At 59.4% G+C, this 19559-nt stretch carries 21 protein-coding genes; 6 read left to right on the plus strand and 15 right to left on the minus strand.

Going from position 1 to position 19559, the window contains the following annotated elements:
• Positions 1-4: 4 nt before the first annotated feature.
• From LA304_RS16030 to LA304_RS16085, 12 genes are all read right to left on the minus strand, one after another.
• A complete protein-coding gene (locus LA304_RS16030) occupies positions 5-784 on the minus strand; it encodes an alpha/beta hydrolase (RefSeq protein ID WP_224504175.1) in 780 nt (259 codons plus the stop codon).
• 6 nt (positions 785-790) lie between these two features.
• Positions 791-1420, minus strand: coding sequence for a TetR/AcrR family transcriptional regulator (locus LA304_RS16035; RefSeq protein WP_224504176.1), 630 nt, complete (start codon positions 1418-1420; stop codon positions 791-793).
• Between the two features lie 6 nt (positions 1421-1426).
• On the minus strand, positions 1427-2314 hold the full coding sequence (gene ppk2 / locus LA304_RS16040) for a polyphosphate kinase 2 (protein ID WP_224504177.1): 888 nt from the start codon (positions 2312-2314) through the stop codon (positions 1427-1429).
• 59 nt (positions 2315-2373) lie between these two features.
• Positions 2374-3237 carry an alpha/beta fold hydrolase gene (locus tag LA304_RS16045; protein WP_224504178.1) on the minus strand — a complete coding sequence of 288 codons (864 nt, stop codon included), beginning with the start codon at positions 3235-3237 and terminating at the stop codon, positions 2374-2376.
• A gap of 59 nt (positions 3238-3296) precedes the next feature.
• On the minus strand, positions 3297-4220 hold the full coding sequence (locus LA304_RS16050) for a homoserine O-succinyltransferase (RefSeq protein WP_224504179.1): 924 nt from the start codon (positions 4218-4220) through the stop codon (positions 3297-3299).
• A gap of 31 nt (positions 4221-4251) precedes the next feature.
• Positions 4252-5124 (minus strand): ATPase, encoded by an 873-nt coding sequence (locus LA304_RS16055; RefSeq protein ID WP_224504180.1) that lies wholly within the window; start codon positions 5122-5124, stop codon positions 4252-4254.
• 59 nt (positions 5125-5183) lie between these two features.
• On the minus strand, positions 5184-6101 hold the full coding sequence (locus LA304_RS16060) for a DMT family transporter (protein WP_224504181.1): 918 nt from the start codon (positions 6099-6101) through the stop codon (positions 5184-5186).
• Positions 6102-6245: 144 nt separating this feature from the next.
• The gene (locus LA304_RS16065; protein WP_224504182.1) at positions 6246-7328 is read right to left on the minus strand and encodes an OmpP1/FadL family transporter; all 1083 of its coding nucleotides are present in this window, start codon (positions 7326-7328) and stop codon (positions 6246-6248) included.
• Between the two features lie 163 nt (positions 7329-7491).
• Positions 7492-8370 carry a DMT family transporter gene (locus LA304_RS16070; protein WP_224504183.1) on the minus strand — a complete coding sequence of 293 codons (879 nt, stop codon included), beginning with the start codon at positions 8368-8370 and terminating at the stop codon, positions 7492-7494.
• A complete protein-coding gene (locus LA304_RS16075; RefSeq protein WP_224504184.1) occupies positions 8367-8645 on the minus strand; it encodes a putative quinol monooxygenase in 279 nt (92 codons plus the stop codon). Before LA304_RS16075 ends, LA304_RS16070 begins: the two co-directional genes overlap by 4 nt.
• A gap of 110 nt (positions 8646-8755) precedes the next feature.
• On the minus strand, positions 8756-10327 hold the full coding sequence (gene guaA, locus LA304_RS16080; protein WP_224504185.1) for a glutamine-hydrolyzing GMP synthase: 1572 nt from the start codon (positions 10325-10327) through the stop codon (positions 8756-8758).
• 123 nt (positions 10328-10450) lie between these two features.
• Positions 10451-10744, minus strand: coding sequence for a DUF6477 family protein (locus tag LA304_RS16085; protein ID WP_224504186.1), 294 nt, complete (start codon positions 10742-10744; stop codon positions 10451-10453).
• A 299-nt stretch (positions 10745-11043) separates the two neighbouring features.
• Between LA304_RS16085 and LA304_RS16090 the strand changes: the two genes are divergently transcribed.
• Positions 11044-12180 (plus strand): DUF6456 domain-containing protein, encoded by a 1137-nt coding sequence (locus LA304_RS16090; protein WP_224504257.1) that lies wholly within the window; start codon positions 11044-11046, stop codon positions 12178-12180.
• A gap of 78 nt (positions 12181-12258) precedes the next feature.
• Positions 12259-13191, plus strand: a complete 933-nt coding sequence (locus LA304_RS16095) for a hydrogen peroxide-inducible genes activator (protein ID WP_224504187.1) — start codon at positions 12259-12261, stop codon at positions 13189-13191.
• 152 nt (positions 13192-13343) lie between these two features.
• On the opposite strand, the gene LA304_RS16100 is transcribed toward LA304_RS16095, so the two are convergent.
• Positions 13344-13892, minus strand: a complete 549-nt coding sequence (locus LA304_RS16100; RefSeq protein WP_224504188.1) for a peroxiredoxin — start codon at positions 13890-13892, stop codon at positions 13344-13346.
• Positions 13893-14086: 194 nt separating this feature from the next.
• Between LA304_RS16100 and lipA the strand changes: the two genes are divergently transcribed.
• The 3 genes from lipA to LA304_RS16115 all read left to right on the plus strand — a co-directional run bounded on the left by lipA (position 14087) and on the right by LA304_RS16115 (position 17148).
• Positions 14087-15037 carry a lipoyl synthase gene (gene lipA / locus LA304_RS16105; RefSeq protein ID WP_224504189.1) on the plus strand — a complete coding sequence of 317 codons (951 nt, stop codon included), beginning with the start codon at positions 14087-14089 and terminating at the stop codon, positions 15035-15037.
• The gene (locus LA304_RS16110; protein WP_224504190.1) at positions 15038-16153 is read left to right on the plus strand and encodes a THUMP domain-containing class I SAM-dependent RNA methyltransferase; all 1116 of its coding nucleotides are present in this window, start codon (positions 15038-15040) and stop codon (positions 16151-16153) included. It abuts the gene before it with no gap.
• 116 nt (positions 16154-16269) lie between these two features.
• Positions 16270-17148, plus strand: coding sequence for a LysR family transcriptional regulator (locus LA304_RS16115; RefSeq protein ID WP_224504191.1), 879 nt, complete (start codon positions 16270-16272; stop codon positions 17146-17148).
• Positions 17149-17214: 66 nt separating this feature from the next.
• On the opposite strand, the gene hpt is transcribed toward LA304_RS16115, so the two are convergent.
• Positions 17215-17760 (minus strand): hypoxanthine phosphoribosyltransferase, encoded by a 546-nt coding sequence (hpt, locus tag LA304_RS16120; protein ID WP_224504192.1) that lies wholly within the window; start codon positions 17758-17760, stop codon positions 17215-17217.
• Between the two features lie 66 nt (positions 17761-17826).
• Here hpt and LA304_RS16125 point away from each other — a divergent pair, with 66 nt between their 5' ends.
• Complete coding sequence (locus tag LA304_RS16125) at positions 17827-18273, plus strand: type II toxin-antitoxin system RatA family toxin (RefSeq protein ID WP_224504193.1); 447 nt, start codon at positions 17827-17829, stop codon at positions 18271-18273.
• Positions 18274-18348: 75 nt separating this feature from the next.
• On the opposite strand, the gene LA304_RS16130 is transcribed toward LA304_RS16125, so the two are convergent.
• Entirely contained in the window at positions 18349-19527 is a 1179-nt protein-coding gene (locus LA304_RS16130) for an ammonium transporter (RefSeq protein WP_224504194.1), read from the minus strand.
• Positions 19528-19559 lie beyond the last annotated feature (32 nt).

A 19559-nucleotide genomic window follows, 5' to 3' on the forward strand; every position in this document is an offset into this window, starting at 1 on the left:
ATCCTTAGACGACGCGGCGGATAAAGCCTGTCAGCGCGGAATCCAGCTTCGGGAATTTTCCGGTGCCGATCTGTCTATTGATCGGGCTATGGCGATAAGCCGACCCATCGAAATGCGCAATCGGCGCGCCCTCGGCGCGGGCGAGGGCGACAAAGTTCCCAATGGCCTTCGCGTGCCCGCGTGCCCGCGAGTGGATCGCGAGAATAGCGGGGAGAGGGGCCGCAAGGCGATAGGCCGGGGACAACCTTTCCCACGTGTCTTCATCCGGAAAGGCCTGTCTCACTGGCTTCGGCAGTGTGCCATTGTAGGCCCGGGACAGTGTTAAAAGGTCCAAAGCCCCACTGTCGTTGAGGATCACGCCCGCAGGACGCGGGTCCCAGCCCGTGAGCGTCGCCATAGCCGCCAGATGCGCGCCTGCGGAGTGGCCCATGACAATTGTGTTCTCCGGCGGAGCGATGTTTTCAAAGCACCAGTCAATCGCCTGCCGAACCGCGCTGATCTGATCCGGCACGGGTGTTTCGGGGAGCATCGGGTAATCAATGGATATGAAATGGAGACCCTGTGCTGCTGCCCATTCCGGTTTTGCATCGACCTTGCGACGGCTCCCGAAACGCCACGCGCCCCCGTGCACATAAATGAGTGCCCCGCGCGCGCCGTCAGTGCGGTAAATGTCGAGCTTGGCTGGTCCATAGGACCTAACCTCGACGCGTGGACCTGCGAAGACAGACAAAATGGAGTCAAAGAAGCTCGCGAGAGCCCCGATAATCAGATTGCGACGGTTCACTGAGATTTACGCGTCCTTTTCAGCGTCTTGAGGCAGCAATCCAAGCCCGCGCAGGTAGATGCCGATGCCTGTTTCCAACAAATCTTCCGGTGGAAACGCGCATCTTGCGCCGGGAGTTCCGCGCGCGAACAATTCCACGACACCGTGGCTCATGGCCCAGATATGGGCGGAGAACATCTGCGGCGGCGGGCGATTTTCGGGCGGGATATGTTGGGACAGATCGGTTGCGGCACGCTCCAACACCCCGAGCGCACGTGTCGCCGCGTCATTGAGTTCTGGCGTGCGCTGCGTAGAAATCCCGCTTTCGAACATCGCCACGTAATGCCCCGGATATTTGCGCGCAAAGGCGAGATAGGCGCGGCCCACGGCCTCGAAAGAGGCAAGGGCAGAGGGCTGGCCGCTCTCATAGGCGTATTCAAGAAGGTCGGCGAAGACCTGATAGCCCTGACGCGCGATCTCTGCGATGAGGTCCTCGCGGCCTTCGAAATGGCGATAGACGGCGGCGGGAGTCACTCCGGCGGTTTTTGCGGCCTCGGACAGCGTGAAGCCGGTCGGCCCCTTTGTCTCAATGAGACCAAGAGCGGCCTCGACGAGGGCCTGCTTGAGATTGCCATGATGATAGCCGCGCTTGCTCATATCGCGTTACTCATCCTCGTCGCCGGTCAAAAAGAACTCCGGCCCGTCCACGATCTTGTCGTCGATCTTGCCCAGGCGTTTTTCGGATTTCCCAGCGTAGTCGATCTGGCTCAGAACGGAGCGAATGGCATTCAAGCGCGCGCGGTATTTGTCGTCGGAGCGGATCACAGTCCAAGGCGCCGTCTCTGAATGCGAGCGCTTCATCGTCTCGTTGATCGCCGTAGAATATTCATCCCACAGGCTCAGACCTTTGACGTCAATTGAGGACAGTTTCCACTGTTTGAGCGGATCGCTCTCACGGGCAAGGAAACGGCGCAGTTGCTCCGCACGTCCGACGTTCAGCCAGATTTTGAAGAGCTGGATACCCTCGGACACGATCATGTCTTCAAATTCGGGCAGTTGGTGAAAGAACTTTTCGCGCTGCGCGTCCGTGCAAAACCCGAACACCTTTTCCACGACGCCGCGATTATACCAGCTCCGGTCAAAGAGCACGATTTCACCCTGTGTCGGCAGGTGGTCGATGTAGCGCTGGAAATACCACTGACCTGCCTCGCGCTCCGTCGGTTTGGATAGGGCGACCACGCGGGCCGCGCGCGGGTTCAGGTTTTCGCGAAAGCGTTTGATCGTCCCGCCTTTGCCCGCCGCATCGCGGCCTTCGAACACAACGACGATCCGTTTTCCGGTCTCGCGCACGTCGGTGAGCATGCGGACGAGCTCGCGCTGGAGGTCTTTGAGTTCATCCTCATAGGTGCCTTTGTCCATCCAGCGGTCGTAGGGATAGGACGGAGACAGGATGTCTTTTTTCTTTCCATCCTCAATCGCTTTTCGGATGGAGGCGGGGGCGCTGTCTTGGAAATAGCTCGAAATCGCGCCGTCAAATGGCAGATCACTCATGGCAACGGGTCCCCGTGTTAATCTGTTTAACACTATAGGTCATTCAAATCCCGATGCAATCACAGGCCCGCACGGGCACGGGCCCTGTGCACGGCTGCGATAACTGCGTCGGTCTCGATATGGTGTGGCATGTGGCCGGTGCCATGGAGACGGGTGAGGGTGTTGCTCTCGACCTTCGCATCAAAAGGCAGGGCGTGCACCGTGTCGGGGACAATTGTGTCCGCCGTGCCGTGGAGGCTCTCGATCGGCAGGGTAAGAGCGTGGTAACGCTCCGACATCGCGGCCATTTCCCCTTTGAGCGCAATCCGCTGGCGGGCGTTCATCCGGTGGCGGCGTGGAGAGATGGAATTGCGTGGCTGGAAATGATCCGTGTAGCCCTCCGGCACGGGGTCGGGGGCGAAGACTTCGGCCAGTTGCTGGTCGATGATCCAGTTCGGCGTGAGCGCATTGATCATCTCGGCCAGCCACCAGCCGATGACGGGGCGGGTTAGAGTGCGGTGCAAGAGCGGATGCCCAGTTTCCCAGTCATGCGACGGAGAGGACACAAGGACAAGCGCCGCTGCGTGCGCGGACTGCAACGCCCATTCGAGCGCCACCGCCCCGCCGTAGGACTGGCCAAGAACAATGGGCACACGGGTTTCAATCTCAATTATGGCCTCGCGGATCACGCGGGCCTGCGCGGTGAGGCTTTCATCCTTGATCCGTGGGCTATGTCCAAAACCCGGCCGATCGACAACGTAGACGCGGTAGGCGTCCGCAAGAGCGGGCGCGAGGCGGAAGGTCATGTCATAGGTCGACCCAGACGCGCCGTGGATGAGCACCACGGGCGGAGCACTCTCCGGTCCAATCGTCTCAATGTGGATGTCGCTACCAGACGCACCTCGGACCAACTCACCCCGTCTGCGCGTTTTCATGGCCCGCATGGGGCCACCGCGCAGCGGCATTTGGGAGAGCGAAGTCTGGCGGTCGGATGACACGCGGCTCAGGTCCCAATCTCTTCGAGTTTATACGGCGTCGTCTGGTAAATCTCGTTGATCCAGTTGCCGTAGAGAAGATGCGCGTGAGACCGCCAGCGGTTCATCGGCTTGAGCGACGGATTGTCATTTGGGAAGTAGTGTTCCGGCACGATGATGTCTTTGCCTGCAGCCACATCTCTTTGATATTCCTCCAACAAAGTGCCGGTGTCATATTCAAAGTGATTGAAGATGTAGAGCGCGCGGTGCTCTGGATCCTGCACCAGACACGGGCCGGTCTCATCCGATCCGAGCAGCGGAACGAGCGCCGGAACCGCGTCGATTTCGGACTGGCGCATCTCGGTCCAGCGGCTCACAGGGATATAGCACAGGTCGGAGAACCCGCGCAGATAGGGCGAATTCGGGGCGAGGTTTTCCTGCTGGAACAGTCCGAAGGCTTTTTCGGTCAGCAGGTGTTTCTTCACCCCGTGGAAATAGTTGATCATCGCCATCCCGCCCCAGCAGACGCCGAAGGTGGAATGGACATGCGTCTGGGTCCACTCGAAGACTTCTTTGAGTTCTTCCCAATAGGTGACTTCCTCGAACGGCAGATGCTCGATTGGAGCGCCAGTGATGATCAAGCCGTCGAACTTCTCACCCGAGGCTTTGACCTCATTGAAGGGGCGATAGAACTGCTCCATGTGTTCGGCAGCCGTGTTTTTCGTCTGATGCTCGCTCATGCGGATGAGTTTGAAATCGATCTGCAGAGGCGTCGCGCCGATCAGGCGGGCGAACTGGTTCTCCGTCTGGATTTTCTTCGGCATCAGGTTCAAAAGCGCGATTTTGATCGGGCGGATTTCCTGCGACTTTGCACGACCCTCACCCATGACCATCACGCCCTCGGTGGAGAGAACGTCATAGGCGGGCAGGTTTTCAGGCAAAGTAATCGGCATTTTCGCGGTCCTTTTGGTGAAGGAGACTGATTTAGGCGTCTTGGGCGCGTTTATCAAGCGCGGCGGCAATGAGGGCAGAGAAGTCGTCGGGGCCTTTGATTTTCTTCACGTCCTCATAATCAAGCGTGATGCCCCAGTTCTTCGCCATCGCTTCATAACGCGGCTGACGATGGGCGAGCGCACGGGCGTAAGTATAGCGGATAAAGTCGTCGGGGTTGACCTCATCCTCGGTCACGCCCTTCTCGGACAGGTATTCCGCCCAGATCGCGCTCAGGAATTCCGGTTGGTAGGACATCGGCTTTGGGGCCTTGTCAAAGCGGCGGATCAGTTCCTCTGTGTGGGCATCCGAGCCCTTGAGCCAGACGAGCAGGGCGTCTTTGGAGAGGGCAGAGAGAATTTCATCCTCGGGGTCGTTCGGATCGACCCATTCGCAAATCGAGCCACCCGTGTCGCAGACGAAATGCGGATAGCCATAAAGCGCCTTTGCCCGTTCAATGAAATGACCGGTGTCGAGGAGCGCTGCTTCTTCGGCCAGACGGAACTGGGCCTGACGATGTTCGAACTCCGCCATCGGGATACCGCCAAGCGCCTTTGAGCCGGGTTTGCCGAGGAAATAGGAGACTGGGGCGAGGTTGTCGAAGGTGATGTTCGACTTGATGTAAATGCTGTTCGACAGGAACTGTTCGCGCAGGAACGGTTCGCGCATGGCAACTTTTTTCAGATTGTCGTCAATGGCTTCGCCGAGATAGCGCGTGCCAATCCGGTAATCGACGGAGTAGTGATACCACTCTTTCGTGTCACGCAGCATGTTGGAGATGACGGTTTTGCCAAGCCCCGACATGCCAAACAGAATAAGCCGTTTCGCTTCGCAGCCCAGATAGTCCGCTCCGGATGTATACGTCATAGTGTCCTGTCCCTGTTGAACCGCCCTTGGGTGCCACGAGATGCGGTCTTGGGCAAGGGCTAAGCGTTCTGGCGGGCCTTGAGACGTCTCAAAATCCGCCCGTCGATGACGAGGAGACCAGATGCGATGAGGGCGAAGCCGAGGTAGGCCTGCGGTGGGAGGCTCTCTCCTAGGATGACCGCCCCGAGTGCGATGGACACTGGCGCGACGATCAGGGTGGTGAGAGAGGTATTGCCCGCACCGGCGGCGTTCAGGACGCGGTAGTAGATCAGATAAGTCAGACCTGTCGCAGCCATAGAGAGATAGAGCAACGCCCCCCATGTCTGAGGCTGCAGATCGAGGGGCGGAGGGCCAGAGGTCAGAAACGCGACGGGAAGGGCGAAGGCAGCTCCACCCGTGAGCATGCCTGCGGCGGAGACCTCGGAGCGGAGGCCGGAGAGGAGCTTGCGCCCCATGACGTTGGACAGTCCGTAGGAAATCGTTGCTCCGATCATGGCGATCTGGCTGAGCGACGTGAGGTCAAAGGCCTTGAGCGCGTCCGGCCCGATCACGGTGACGATCCCGCCCACACCCAAAAGAACGCCAACCCCTTTGCGCATGCCGAGACGTTCATCCGCGAAAAAGAGAGCAGCAAAAAGCACGCCGAAGATGGCGGTGGAGGCGTTGAGGATGCCCGCGAGGCCCGAGGGAATGCGATGCTGAGCCCATGTGATGAGGAGGAACGGCACGGCGGAAGTGAGGCAACCCACCAAAACGAACCGCCAGAAATAGGCGCGCATCGGCGGCAGCGGCAGGCGACGGATCAGGACGTAGGTCCACAAGACGAGCGCCCCGAGGCTCAACCGCCCTGCGACGACCCAGAAGACGGGCAATTCACGGATGAGCACTGCCACCGACAAAAAGGAGCCGCCCCACAGACATCCCATGGAGATCAGGCCGAGCCATGCGGCGGGGGAGATTGTTTTTTGAGGGGCCATGATGCGCTCCGTCAGTGGTCCTCTTTGGCATACGGTGCACAGCTATGGCCTGACAAACCGGAATTTGTGTAAAGCACCATCACGGATTGTGAACGAGAAAGGCCCCGGCACATGACCGGGGCCCTCTTGGATATCGGTATGGTCTCAGTAGGTGTGAGACAGTTTGAAGCCCACGCCGACCGCCGTGTTATCAGCAAAATCTGCGAGGATGGTCGACGTCGTCGCGTCGCCGATCCACACATAAGACACACCACCGGACAGCGCCGTTTGGTCGGTGATCTGGTATTTCAGCCCCGCCGTGACGGATTTGTAGCCGTCTGTCGGACCGAGGTTGCCGACGATGTCGCCGGAGCCGGGTTCGTAACCGATCGCAATAGAGCCGGAGAGCTTGTCGTTAAACCGGCGACCGACGCCGAGGCTGTAGGACCAGACATCTTCGCTGTAGGACACGAGGTTATCGTAATATTGCGGCGTAATATCTGTTTTGGTCCACTCCGCCCAACGCGCCGAGAACATGAGCAACGTGTCGGCTGCAATGCCGGTCTGGAAGTCGAAGTTGACGGAGGCGGGCATGCTGACGGGCATCGTGCCCGCAAATGTGCCGAAGCCGGTCAGCGTCTCGGTCGTGTCAAAGTCGATGTCGATTTGCGAGTTGTAGGTCAGGGATGCGCGCAGGGCGATATCCGGAATTTCATAGCTGACCCCGAGGAGGTAGCCCACGTCCGTCTCGTGTGACGTGCTCATCGCGTACTCGGGCGCGGCTGCGAGCGGAATGGCCGGGAGATACACCTCGCCGGAAGATTTCAGGACGCGCAAACCGCCATAGACAGAATAGCGCTCTGCGAACTCATAGCGCAGAATACCGGTGACTGCCGTCGTGTCGACAGCTGCGGTCGCGCCGAGAAACGTATAGCCCGGGTCCGCAGAGCCGTAATCGACATCCGCGCCAAACGGTTCGTCGATGATCAGTGCCATCGACAGGTTGTCGGTCAGATCGCGTTTATAAGCGCCCGCCAAACGGGTGTAACTTTCGGCCATATCTCCCGACGAAAGCACGCCTCCCAACGTGCCCGAGACATCGGGGCTCACGCTGCCGAAGGTCAATTCAACATAGGTTCCGTCTTCGAAAAGCGGCGCAATGGATTGCCCAGATCGGTCCATACCACCTGCATATGCGCCGGTGGCGCTGACCGCGAGTGTCGCGGCCAAAGCTGTCGTTTTCTTCATTGATCTCCATCCCTGACGGACACCGGGTCCGCCTCATAGATCGTTGTTGTTGTCGTTGAGCTTTTCGCTCTCATTCTTGTGAAAAGAACCTACGCACCAGAATTTTTTCAAGCAATTCTGACGCCGCGTCATGTCTTTTGTTCAAATGATCTAAAAACGTGGCCTAAGTGCGGCGTGCTTCGGCCAAAATATTGAAATAATTCGCTGAAAAGATGATTGCGGCACCCAGGAACACAAAGAAATCGAGGGATTCCGCGTAGAACAGCATGCCGATGACGGCAATGATCGGAAGGCGTAGGAAGTCAATTGGGGTGACGATGGAGGCGGGGGCGAGGGACAGCGCCGTGGTCAAACAGAAGTGCGCCCCGAGGCCAGACACCGCGACGACGAGCACCCATGGCAGGTCTCGGAGCGTTGGAATGGCGACATCACCGTCGAACCCCGCGCAGAGGATGCCAAAGCCCAATTGGATGAGCACCATCCAGAACATGATCGACAGGACGGAGACATGGGCCGTGAGCGTCAGGCGTTTTGTGAACAGCGCGGAGGCCGCAAAGCCGAACGCACAGGCCATTGCGGCTAGCAATCCGATGGACAGGCCATCGCCCGTGAAAGGGCGGGCGACAACGAGAATGCCGATAAACCCCATGACGGAGGTGCCCGCCCTCAACGGCGTCATCTTTTCCCCGAGAAAGAGTGTCGCGCCGAGGCCAACGAGGATCGGGTAGGAGAACTCGAGCGCAAAGAGCTGCGCCATCGGGATCAGGGTGAGGGCGAAGAGCCAAAGGTTCTGCCCCGCGAAGTGCCCGACATTGCGCCCGAAGTGGAGCCACATCGCCTTGGGTCGCAGTTCGCGGTAGCGGCGCTGCGCTATGGTGACGGACAGGACGATCAGAAGGCCGAAGAAGGAGCGATAGCCCAAAATCTCGAACGTATCGAGATTGGCCGCCAACGCGCGTCCCGCGACCGCCATTGAGGAAAATCCTGCGAGGGCGCCGCTCATCCAAAGGGCTGCTTTGATTGGATGGCTGGTGTGGCTCATGCGAGGCTCTTTTTGAAATCGCGCTCCATATGTCCGGTCACGCGAAACCAGTCCGAATTGCGCATCCGCTCCTGATGCGCCTCAAAGGCTGCCTCGCTGCGGAAGACTTCGGTCACGTGAAATTCGGTGGGCCGCACCTCATCCTGCCATAGATCGAACTGAAGGCATCCGGGCTCTGCACGCGTGAGTTTGATATGGACAGGCAACAGAGACAGCACCGCGTCCACTTCAGACGGGTCGCAGGTCATGGTGCCGGTCACGAGAATCTTGCTCACCGGTGGCTCTCCTCAAACATCGGTTTTATCTGCATACCGAGGTGCATGCGCAGAAGGCAAAAGAAAAGGCGCTCTCGCGGGGGAGAACGCCTTTGCGATTTTGTGGGAGCTTACTCGAGCTCGATTGTTCCCGGCGGTTTCGAGGTGCAATCGTAGAACACGCGGTTCACACCCTTCACTTCGTTGATGATGCGGGTGGAGGTTTCACCGAGGAACTCATGCGTGAACGGGTAGTAATCTGCGGTCATGCCATCCACAGAGGTCACAGCCCGCAGGGCGAGAGCGTAGTCGTAGGTCCGGCCATCGCCCATCACGCCGACAGTGCGCATCGGCAGGATGGCGGCAAACGCCTGCCAGATGTCGTCGTAGAGACCATGCTTGCGGATTTGGTCGATATAGATCGCATCCGCCTTGCGCAGGATTTCGAGCTTGTCACGTGTGATCTCGCCCGGGCAGCGGATCGCGAGACCCGGACCAGGGAAGGGGTGACGCCCGATGAAGGACGCAGGCAGACCGAGCTCATGGCCCAGCGCACGCACTTCGTCTTTGAACAGCTCGCGCAGCGGCTCCACGAGTTTGAGACCCATCTTTTCAGGCAGGCCACCGACGTTGTGGTGCGATTTGATCGTCACCGAGGGGCCGCCGGAGAAGGACACGGATTCGATCACGTCCGGATAGAGCGTGCCTTGGGCGAGGAATTCGGCGCCTTCGATCTCATTGGCGTATTTCTGGAACACGTCGATGAAGAGTTTGCCGATGGTTTTGCGTTTGACCTCCGGATCGGACACGCCTTCGAGCGCGTCGAGGAACAAATCCGATTCATCAGCTGCGATGAGGTTCAGGTTGTAGTTGTCACGGAACATGGTGACGACTTGCTCGGCCTCGTTGAGACGCAGCAGGCCGTGGTCCACGAAGACGCAGGTGAGCTGGTCGCCGATGGCCTCATGCAGCAGGATCGCGGTGACAGAGCTGTCGACGCCGCCGGAGAGACCACAAATGACTTTCTTGTCGCCAACCTGCTCGCGGATCTTTTCGATCATCTCTTCGCGGTAGGCGCCCATGGTCCAGTCGCCTTTGAAACCCGCGATCTTCACGAAGTTCTCATAGAGCGTCGCGCCGTTCGGGGTGTGGTGCACCTCGGGGTGGAACTGCACGGCGTAGAAACGACGGTCAATGTCTGCGGTCATGGCGAACGGCGCGCCCGGCGAGGTGCCGTAGACGTCAAAGCCCGGCGCAATCTCTGCGACGTGATCGCCGTGGGACATCCAGACCTGCTCTTTACCGGTCGGGTCCATGAACCAGCCGTTGAAGAAATCGGTGTGCTTGTCTGTCGGCGTCACATAGGCACGGCCGAATTCGGCGGTGGCGTGTTCGCCGGCTTCAACGCGACCACCCAGATCGTGCATCATGACCTGCTGGCCATAGCAGATGCCAAGGATCGGAACGCCCATCTCGTAGGCCGCTTTCGGCGGACGAGGGCTTCCTTCGCGCATCACGCTGTCGGGGCCGCCGGAGAAGATGATCGCTTTCGGATCAAAGTCCTTCAGGCTCTCGTCCGTGACGTTCTGATAGGGGTGGATTTCGCAATAGACGTTCAATTCGCGCAAACGACGGGCGATCAGCTGCGTCACCTGAGAACCGAAGTCGATGATGAGGAGGCGGTCATGAGATGTCTGTGTCATGACCTGCCTTTATTGCCACCGCGCGTGTGAGGCAAGACGGATTTGAACTCCGTCCTGCCTGTTTCCGCGAAAACCTGCGTTTTGATCTGTGTTGCGGCGCTCACTAGGTAGGAAAAGCGTCGCTCAGACGCTCTGGGGCGTAGAGTTGAACAGACGGGCCTCGGACATCAGTGCGATCAGCACCTCGACATGCCGCGCCACGCTATAGGCCGCATCGCCGCTCTGACGGGTTTCCTCAAGACGGGCTTCTGCATCCAGAAGCGCGGATAGCGCGTGTTTGGGCGAGGGCAGGGTGCTGATGTTCATGAGACGCTTGAGCGTGCGGGTGCGGTTATAGTCCGTCATCCCGAAGCGCGCCGCGCGAATGAGAAGGCTCGGGCGGCGCAGAGTGGCGAGGGCGGATTGCAGGTCGGTCATTGTTCGGGTCTCCATGGTGTGTTCGTGGTCCGGCGTTGCTGCCGTGATCTGAAGAAATCATTGCACAACCTTTGCGTGTGTTGCGTTGTGCGCGATGCCTCCGAACGCTTCGAAATCCCTCTGTTTAGGATTGGTGTGAGATGGTTGGAGTGTCGAAAATGGTTAACGAATGGGTAACCAATACAACTCTAGGTTGTGTTAATAATTTGGCCAGAATCGCTTTCTCCGGACTGTGAGAGTGCGCGCCGGTCAGGAACACAAAGACTCGAAAACAGATGAAAGAAATGATCGGGGGAACCATGTTGGACGCAGAGCAAAACCCAGTCACACAGGTTGTAGGATGTGGATCGGGCTTGCCCGACTGGGTGCCGCAAGAGGCCAGACATTACATCGAACACACAGAGCGCGGTGACACCATTCGTGCGCTTGCCCGTCGTGGCGGCTGTGCGCCATCTACCGTCATGCGTCAGGTCCGCAAGATCGAGCAAAAGCGTGACGATCCCCTGGTTGACGAGGCCCTCAATTCCCTCCGTCGTGTTGTTCCGCCCGTTTCCGGCAAGACCCCCCTCCAATCCAAGGAAATGTCCCCAATGTCAGAGCTTTCCCCCTTTCAGACAGTCGAAGACACACCTCCGGACGATGCCACCATCGAACGTGAAGCGCGCCGTGTGTTGCGACGGCTCTCGGAACCGGGTGCCTGTCTCGCCGTTGCGCAGAATATGGATAAGGCTGTCGTCGTGCGTGATCTGCCCGATGGTCGCACGACCCGCACGGCCGTTCTTGATCGTCCGATCGCACAGGCGCTCGCGCTCAAAGACTGGATCGTCGCGGGCAAGGGCGGAAAAATCACGCGCTACACGATTACGTCCGCGGGCCGCGCAGCCCTGCGTCAGTTCACCGCCGCCGATGAAATGGCGCGAGCTGGTTTCTCTGATGTGGCGTCCACCTTCGAGGAGGCGCCGGCGTGGGTGGGCCGCGACGAGGATGACGAGGCTACGAAGGGGCGCATTCGCTATCAGGCTGTCGAGAGCCCTGTGATGGTGCTCGCCCGCCGTCGCGACAAATCGGGTGAGGCCTTTCTCACCGCAGAGCTTGTCTCTGCCGCAGAGCGTTTGCGTGAAGATTTCGAACTGGCCCAGATCGGCGGCGCGCAGGATTGGGAAGCCTGTCTCATCGGAGGCAGGGCGCAGACAGCCGAGGCGCAGGTCGGCTACGGTCCCGAGGCCGCGAAAACACGTGTCGCGGCGGCTCTGGCGGATCTCGGGCCGGGGCTTGGCGATGTGGCGCTGCGGTGCTGTTGCTACCTTGAAGGCATGGAGCAGGCAGAACAGCGGATGGGATGGAGTGCGCGGTCAGGCAAGATCGTCCTGCGCATCGCGCTTCAGCGTCTCAAGCGTCACTACGACTGTGCGGGGTATAACAATCTGATCGGCTGAACGGACAAGAGCGGCATCAATATAATTTGTAAGGAGTGGTGGAAGGTATTAGAAAAACTGATCAAGTGAGGGCTTCCAATGCTGACGTTGAAACAACTGCGATACTTTGTGGCCTTGGCCGAAACGGGCTCGTTCTCCGCGGCGGCAGATCGTGTGCATGTGACCCAGCCCGCGCTGTCTCAGCAGATCAAGGATATGGAAGCGCGGCTTGGCACCGAACTCGTGGAACGTCTGCCGCGTGACATTCGCCTGACTCGGGCGGGGCAGGTTGTGCTCGACCGCGCGCGGGAAATCCTCGCGCTCACGCGCAATCTTGAGGCGGAAATCCGTCTGTCCAAGGGGCTGACGGGGCGCTTGACCCTCGGTGTGATCCCCACAATTGCGCCCTATCTCCTTCCGCGCGCGCTCACGCGGATCAAGGCGGCGGCGCTCGATCTTGATCTGCGGGTGCGTGAGGCGCAGACAGCGGAGCTGATTTCCGACGTGGCGCGCGGGCGATTGGATGCGGCCATTATCGCCTTGCCCTATGAAACCGGCGGGTTGATGACGGAGCCGCTCTTTACGGACCGTTTTCTCCTCGCTGGATCACAGTCACGTATTGCGACGCTCAACGAAAACTCCGCCCCGCCGCGCCCGACGGACCTGTCGCCGGATGGCCTTCTGCTCCTTGATGAGGGGCATTGCCTCGCAGATCAGGCGTTGGAAGTGTGCGGTCTCAAACGAACGCGGCAGACAGTCGATTTGGGCGCGTCCTCGCTCTCCACGCTCTGCGGGTTGGTAGCGCAAGGGTTCGGGCTCACCTTCGTCCCTGAAATCGCGCTCTGTTCCGAGATGGCATCAAGCCCCGAGATGGCGATCATGCGCTTTCCCGATCCGGAGCCGGAGCGCGTGATTGCCCTCGTGCGTCGTCGGTCTACCGAAGAGAAAACGTGGTTCACGGATCTCGCCGCGCTTTTGGCCGAGGCGGGGCGCGAGTTGCTCTGTGAGGCGCAGACGCGCGGCGCGGCCTGAGCGCCCCATCTCCCGCATTCCGCTATGCGTCCCGCGAATTGCCGGTATGCGACGGTATTCCGTAGGCGGCTTTCGGCGCCAAAATGCTGCAAATGCAAAAAGGCCCGCAGGTTTCCCCACGGGCCTCTGAGATCAATTCGATCTAAAGGGTCTTATGCGACAGCTTCTGCTTCTTCGCCTTTGAGCCACTTCATCACGTTCTCCGGGGAAGACACGCCATACGGATCTTCGCCGTGGTTGTCGGAGAGGCCCGGCTCTTCGAACCATGCTTCGATCACGCCGTCGTTGACGACAGCGGCGTAGCGCCAGGAACGCAGGCCAAAGCCGAGGTTGTCTTTGCGCACGAGCATACCCATGCGGCGGGTGAACTCACCGGAGCCGTCCGGAATGACGCCAACGTTCTTAAGTTGTTGGTTCTGCGCCCATTTGTTCATGACGAAGCTGTCGTTCACGGACATGCAGTAGATTGCGTCGATGCCTTCAGCTTTGAAGTCGTCGAAGCCGTTTTCGAAACCCGGCAGCTGGTAGGTGGAGCAGGTCGGGGTGAATGCGCCCGGCAGGGAGAAGAGCACAACGCGCTTACCAGCAAAGTAGTCAGCGGTGGTTTTGTCTTCCCATTTGAACGGGTTGTCGCCGCCGATGCTGTCGTCGCGGACGCGGGTGTGGAAAGTCACTTCAGGCAGTTTGTAACCGGCTTTCATGTTTCAATTCTCCTTTGCACGCACCGCAAACCCGCGGGCGCTTCATCATTTCGCGATATGTTTAGAGCGATTCTAAAGTTGGCTTCAATGCGGCGCAGCAATTCTTTCTGCACATGCCCTGTGGTGCGGTTTTCCCGAGACATTTGAAGGCAGATTGCCTATATGCTGATCCAAACGGAAAAGAAGGCCCCGCTATGCGTGATCTCAAGATCCCCGACCAGCGCCACCCTGAAAAGGCGCACCGCCCTGATAACGCCCAGCCGAAAAAGCCGGATTGGATTCGGGTGAAAGCCCCGACCTCCAAAGGCTATATGGACACTCACAAGATCATGCGCGAGCACAAGCTCGTCACCGTGTGCGAAGAAGCCGGCTGTCCGAACGCGGGCGAATGCTGGTCGCAGGGCCACGCCACCATGATGATCATGGGCGAGATTTGCACCCGTGGCTGCACCTTCTGTAACGTCGCCACCGGTCGTCCGGACGAATTGGATGTGTTCGAACCGGGGCGTGTTGCCGATGCGGTTCAGAAACTCGGCCTCAAGCACGTTGTGATCACCTCTGTGGACCGTGATGACCTTGAAGACGGCGGGGCAGAGCACTTTGCGATGACCATCCGCGCCGTGCGCAAGCGCTCGCCTGAGACCACCATCGAAATTCTGACGCCGGATTTCCTGAAGTGTGACCCGAGCGCGCTCGAAACCGTCGTTGAGGCGAAGCCGGATGTGTTCAACCACAACTTGGAGACCGTGCCGGGTCTCTATCAGGAGGTCCGTCCGGGCGCCCGCTACTTCCACTCCCTGCGTCTGTTGCAGCGAGTGAAGGAACTTGACCCGACGATGTTCACCAAATCCGGCATCATGGTCGGTCTCGGTGAAAAGCGTCCGGAAGTGTTGCAGGTCATGGACGACATGCGCGCCGCAGACATCGACTTTATGACCATCGGTCAGTATCTCCAGCCGACGCCGAAACACCACCGCGTCGCCGAATTCGTCACGCCGGATGAGTTCAAGAGCTATGAGAAAGCCGCGATCAACAAGGGCTTCCTGATGGTTTCCGCGACGCCGCTGACGCGCTCGTCTTACCACGCCGGTGACGACTTTGCCCGTCTGCGTGCAAACCGTCTCGCCAAGCTGGGTCGCGCCTAAGTGTCATCTGCAACGTTTGAAATCTTTCTCGGGACCCAACCGGGTCTCGAAGATGTCCTTTTGGCCGAGGCCATTGAGGCGGGCTTTCCTGCGCCTGTGGCCGTTGGCGGTGGCGTAACCTTTGAGGGCACGTGGACCGATGTCATGCGCGCTAACGTGGTGCTTCGGGGCGCGGCCCGCGTGCTCGCACGGATCGGGACGTTTCGGGCCTTCCATCTTGCCCAGCTCGACAAACGCAGCCGCAAGTTCCCGTGGGGCGACACGCTTCGCGCCGATGTGCCGGTGCGGGTCGAAGTTGTGACCGGCAAGCGGAACAAGATTTACCACGCAGGGGCAGCGCAGGAACGGATCGAACGCGCGATCACCGAAGAACTCGGATGCCCCATCGCGGAAGATGCGCCCATCGTCATCAAGGTCCGGATCGAGGACGACAATGTCATCCTCTCCGTCGATACCTCCGGCGAGGCGCTGCACAAGCGCGGGTTCAAGCAAGGCGTGGGCAAAGCTCCGATGCGCGAAACCATGGCAGCGTCGCTTTTGCGGGCTTGTGGCTATGCGGGGACGGAACCTGTGCTCGACCCGATGTGTGGCTCCGGCACCTTCCCGATTGAAGCGGCGGAATTGGCGAAGGGGTTTTATCCCGGCCGTGGCCGTAGCTTTGCCTTCGAGCACCTCGCGGGCTTTGATGCGGCGGCATTGGACGCACTGCGCAAGGAGTGCAGGCCCATCGAGACTGATCTGCGGTTCTATGGCTCTGACCGGAACGTCAATGTGATCGGCATGGCGACCGATAACGCGGCGCGGGCAGGGGTTGGCGACATTTGTGAGTTCAAACCCGTGCCTGTCTCCGCCATCGAACGGCCCGAGGGGCCGGCAGGTCTCGTCATCGTCAATCCGCCCTATGGCTCGCGTGTCGGCAAGAAGAAAGACCTCTTTGCGCTTTACGGTGCGTTTGGCGATGTGATGCGGGAGAAGTTCTCCGGTTGGCGCGTCGGCATGGTGACGTCAGACACCACGCTCGCGCAGGCGACGAAGTTGCCGTGGAAACCCACGGGCGCCCCAATTGCCCACGGTGGTCTCAAAGTGCGCCTGTTCCAGACCGATCCGCTCGGCTAACGGGTAAACCGCCCCCACAAAACAAAATCTTCTTTTGCAATGTGTGATCTCGCGCAAAGTTTTCGTGATCTCCCCGTGCTAATTTACAGCAGGGTCAAACGGGGAGGTTTGAAACGATGCACAAGCCGAATTGGGACGATTTTCGTTACGTGCTCGCCGTGGCACGGTCTGGGTCTGTGTCAGGCGCGGCAAGGGAGTTGGGCGTTAATCATGCGACGGTTTTGAGGCGCGTGTCTGCGATTGAGGAGTATCTCGGAGTCGAGCTATTCCAGAAATCGGTGCGCGGCTATGAGATTGCGCCTGAAAAAATCCGGCTCATCGAAGCGGCGCGGGAGGTTGAGGCCGCTGTGAGTGCCGTTGAGCGGCTCGCGCAGGCGGGGGAGGCCCCTTTGTCCGGCGTGATCCGTGTCACATCCACCGACGCCATGTGTCAAATGCTCCTGCCGCGTGTCCTGTCCCGAATTGCCGCGCATGAGGATGAGTTGTCGTTCGAACTTCTTTGCGCCAACAGTCATTCTGATATGGCGCGGCTGCATGCGGATGTGACCGTGCGACCGACCTTCAAGCTTTCCGAGGAATTGCAGGGCGAAATCGTCGCGCAGATGGGGTTCGGATTCTATGCGCGGACAGAGACCATTCCGGAGGATTTGTGGATCGGGATGGTCGGGGCTGTCGGACGATCGCACGCGGCCACCAAGCTCCGTGAAGAACTCAAAAAGCGGAACTGTCGGTGCAAAGCCGTCGGTGATAGCTACCTGACGCTGAAAGCGCTTGCCGAAGAGGGGATGGGGCGTGTGCTCTTGCCCGCCTACATCGGCGACAGCTCTCCCTACCTCGTGCGGGTGAAGAGTTTGATCGAGATCGCGCCTCTGCCGATTTACGTGGCCTCTCACGTCGATCTCGCCGACTCGCCGCGTCTTCGACAGGCACGCCAGCGGATCGCAGCGGGGTTCGAGGCGGAAGAGTCGCGTCTCTCCGGTCTGGTTTCTGCCTGACGGAAAAGGGGGGCAAATCTGGATGGTGTAAGGCGCTCGGCTGGCATTCGGCCGGGCGCCACCGTTTCACTCCTCGTCTTCGAAAACGACCGAGCCGATGTAGGGCAGATTGCGGTTGGCCTGCGCGAAATCGATGCCGTAGCCGACCACAAACGCATCCGGAATTTCGAACCCCGTCCAAGTCGCCTTGAGATCGACTTCGCGACGCGAAGGTTTGTCCAGAAGGGCGATGGTTTCGAGCTTGCGCGGTTTGCGCGAGTTCAAAAGCGACAGAACCGCCTTCAGCGTATAGCCCGTATCGACGATATCCTCGACGACGAGCACATCGCGACCTTCAATTGCGCCGCGCAAGTCTTTGAGAATTTTCACTTCCCGAGAGCTCTCTGTGCCTGATCCGTAAGAGGAGGTCTCAAGGAAATCGACCTCCACATTCATATCCAGTTCGCGCACGAGGTCCGCGATAAAGACGAAAGAGCCGCGCAACAGGCCGATGACGAAGAGTTTATCGGTGTCTTTGTAGGTTTTGCGGATCTCTAACGCGAGGTCCTCGATCCGTGCTGCGATGGCTTTCGCAGAGATCATCTGGTCGATGTGATAGGGACGCTGCGTCATGGTTACCCCTTGCAATTTTCGTCTTAGCCCTAGACATAACAGGGCGAACAGAAAAATACAGTGACCATGCCGACGCACCAGGAAAGAAAGCACCTCCCTTACTCCGCCGACCAGATGTATGCGCTGGTGGCCGATGTTGAGAGCTACCCGAAATTCCTTCCGTGGAATGCCGCTGCCCGTATTCGCAGCCGGCAGGACATGGGTGATCATGAACTTATGCTCGCCGATCTCGTGATCTCGTTCAAAGTCTTCCGCGAGAAATTCGGATCGCGCGTCGTGCTCTGGCCGGAGCAGCGCAAGATCGACACCGAATATCTCGATGGCCCATTCCGCTACATGAAAAGCTGGTGGAAATTCGAGGAGGCCGAGGACGGCGGCTGTGAGGTCGAGTTCTTCGTTGATTTCGAGTTCAAGAACGCGATTTTGCAGGGTGTGATCGGGATGGTGTTCAATGATGCCATGCAGCGCATCGTGCGCGCCTTCGAACGCCGCGCAGCGGAGCTTTACGGCTGAGACGTGCCTAAGAAGCCCATGCAATGAAAAAGGCGGCTCTTGAGCCGCCTTTTGTCTTTGATCAGTTAGCAGAGATCACGAGTTGTGGTCATAGGCGCTTTCGCCGTGGGCCGTGATGTCGAGGCCGCGCTGTTCGCTTTCCTCATCGACCCGCAGGCCCACGAGGGCGCGGCAGATCACGACCAGAGCAATGGTCACAACCGTGGTAAACACGCCCACGATGGCCAGCGCGCCGAGTTGTGCCGCCCAAGAACCTGCGCCAAAGGCCGCGATCATGATCGTGCCGAAAATCCCGCCGACCCCATGCACCGCAAACACGTCGAGTGTATCGTCGATGCGGAGTTTGTTGCGCATGAGGTTCACGGCCTCTTGGCAGAGGATGCCCGCGATGGCCCCGATGATGAGCGCTTCTACAGGGCCGACAAAGCCGGACGCAGGGGTGATGGACGCGAGGCCCGCAATGGTGCCGGTGACGATGCCGACGAGAGAGGCCTTGCCATATTTGACCCGTTCCCAGATCGCCCATGTGAGCGAGGCGGTGGCCGCAGAGATATGCGTCACAGTGATCGCCATGGCCGCGCCGCCATCTGCGGCGAGTTGCGAGCCACCGTTAAAGCCGAACCAGCCGACCCAAAGCATGGAAGCACCGATCATCACATAGCCGGGGTTGTGCGGTGGTTTGGTGTCCACCTTGCGGCGGCCAAGCATGACCGCGATGATGATAGCCGCAAGGCCTGCGGTCTCGTGCACCACAATGCCGCCCGCAAAGTCACGCGTGCCGACCTCTCCAAAGATACCGCCATCCGCGAGGAACCCGCCGCCCCAAATCCAGTGGGTCACGGGCGCGTAGCAGAGGATCATCCAGAGCGACGAGAACAGCAGGACAAAGCCAAAGGAAATGCGTTCCACATAGGCCCCGACGATGAGGGCGGGGGTGATGATCGCAAAGGTCATCTGGAAGGCGAAGAACAGGATTTCGGGCAGGGTTCCCGACAGGCTGTCCGCGGTCACGCCGGAGAGAAACATCTTGCCCAGACCGCCCCAAATGGCCCCGCCATCCCCAAAGGCGATAGAGTATCCGACGACGAGCCAGAGCACGCTCATCAGGCAGGCAATCGCGTAGACATGCATGAAGACGGAGAGCACGTTGCGCGCGCGGACAAGCCCCCCGTAAAACAGTGCCAATCCTGGCAATGACATGAACAACACAAGCGCCGTGGCTACCAAAATCCACGCAGTATCCGCTCCCACCATGGTCCCCTCCAATATGGTCTTTCGTTGGTTTC

The sequence above is a fragment of the Celeribacter litoreus genome (assembly GCF_020165855.1).
In the GTDB taxonomy this organism is placed as follows: domain Bacteria; phylum Pseudomonadota; class Alphaproteobacteria; order Rhodobacterales; family Rhodobacteraceae; genus Celeribacter; species Celeribacter litoreus.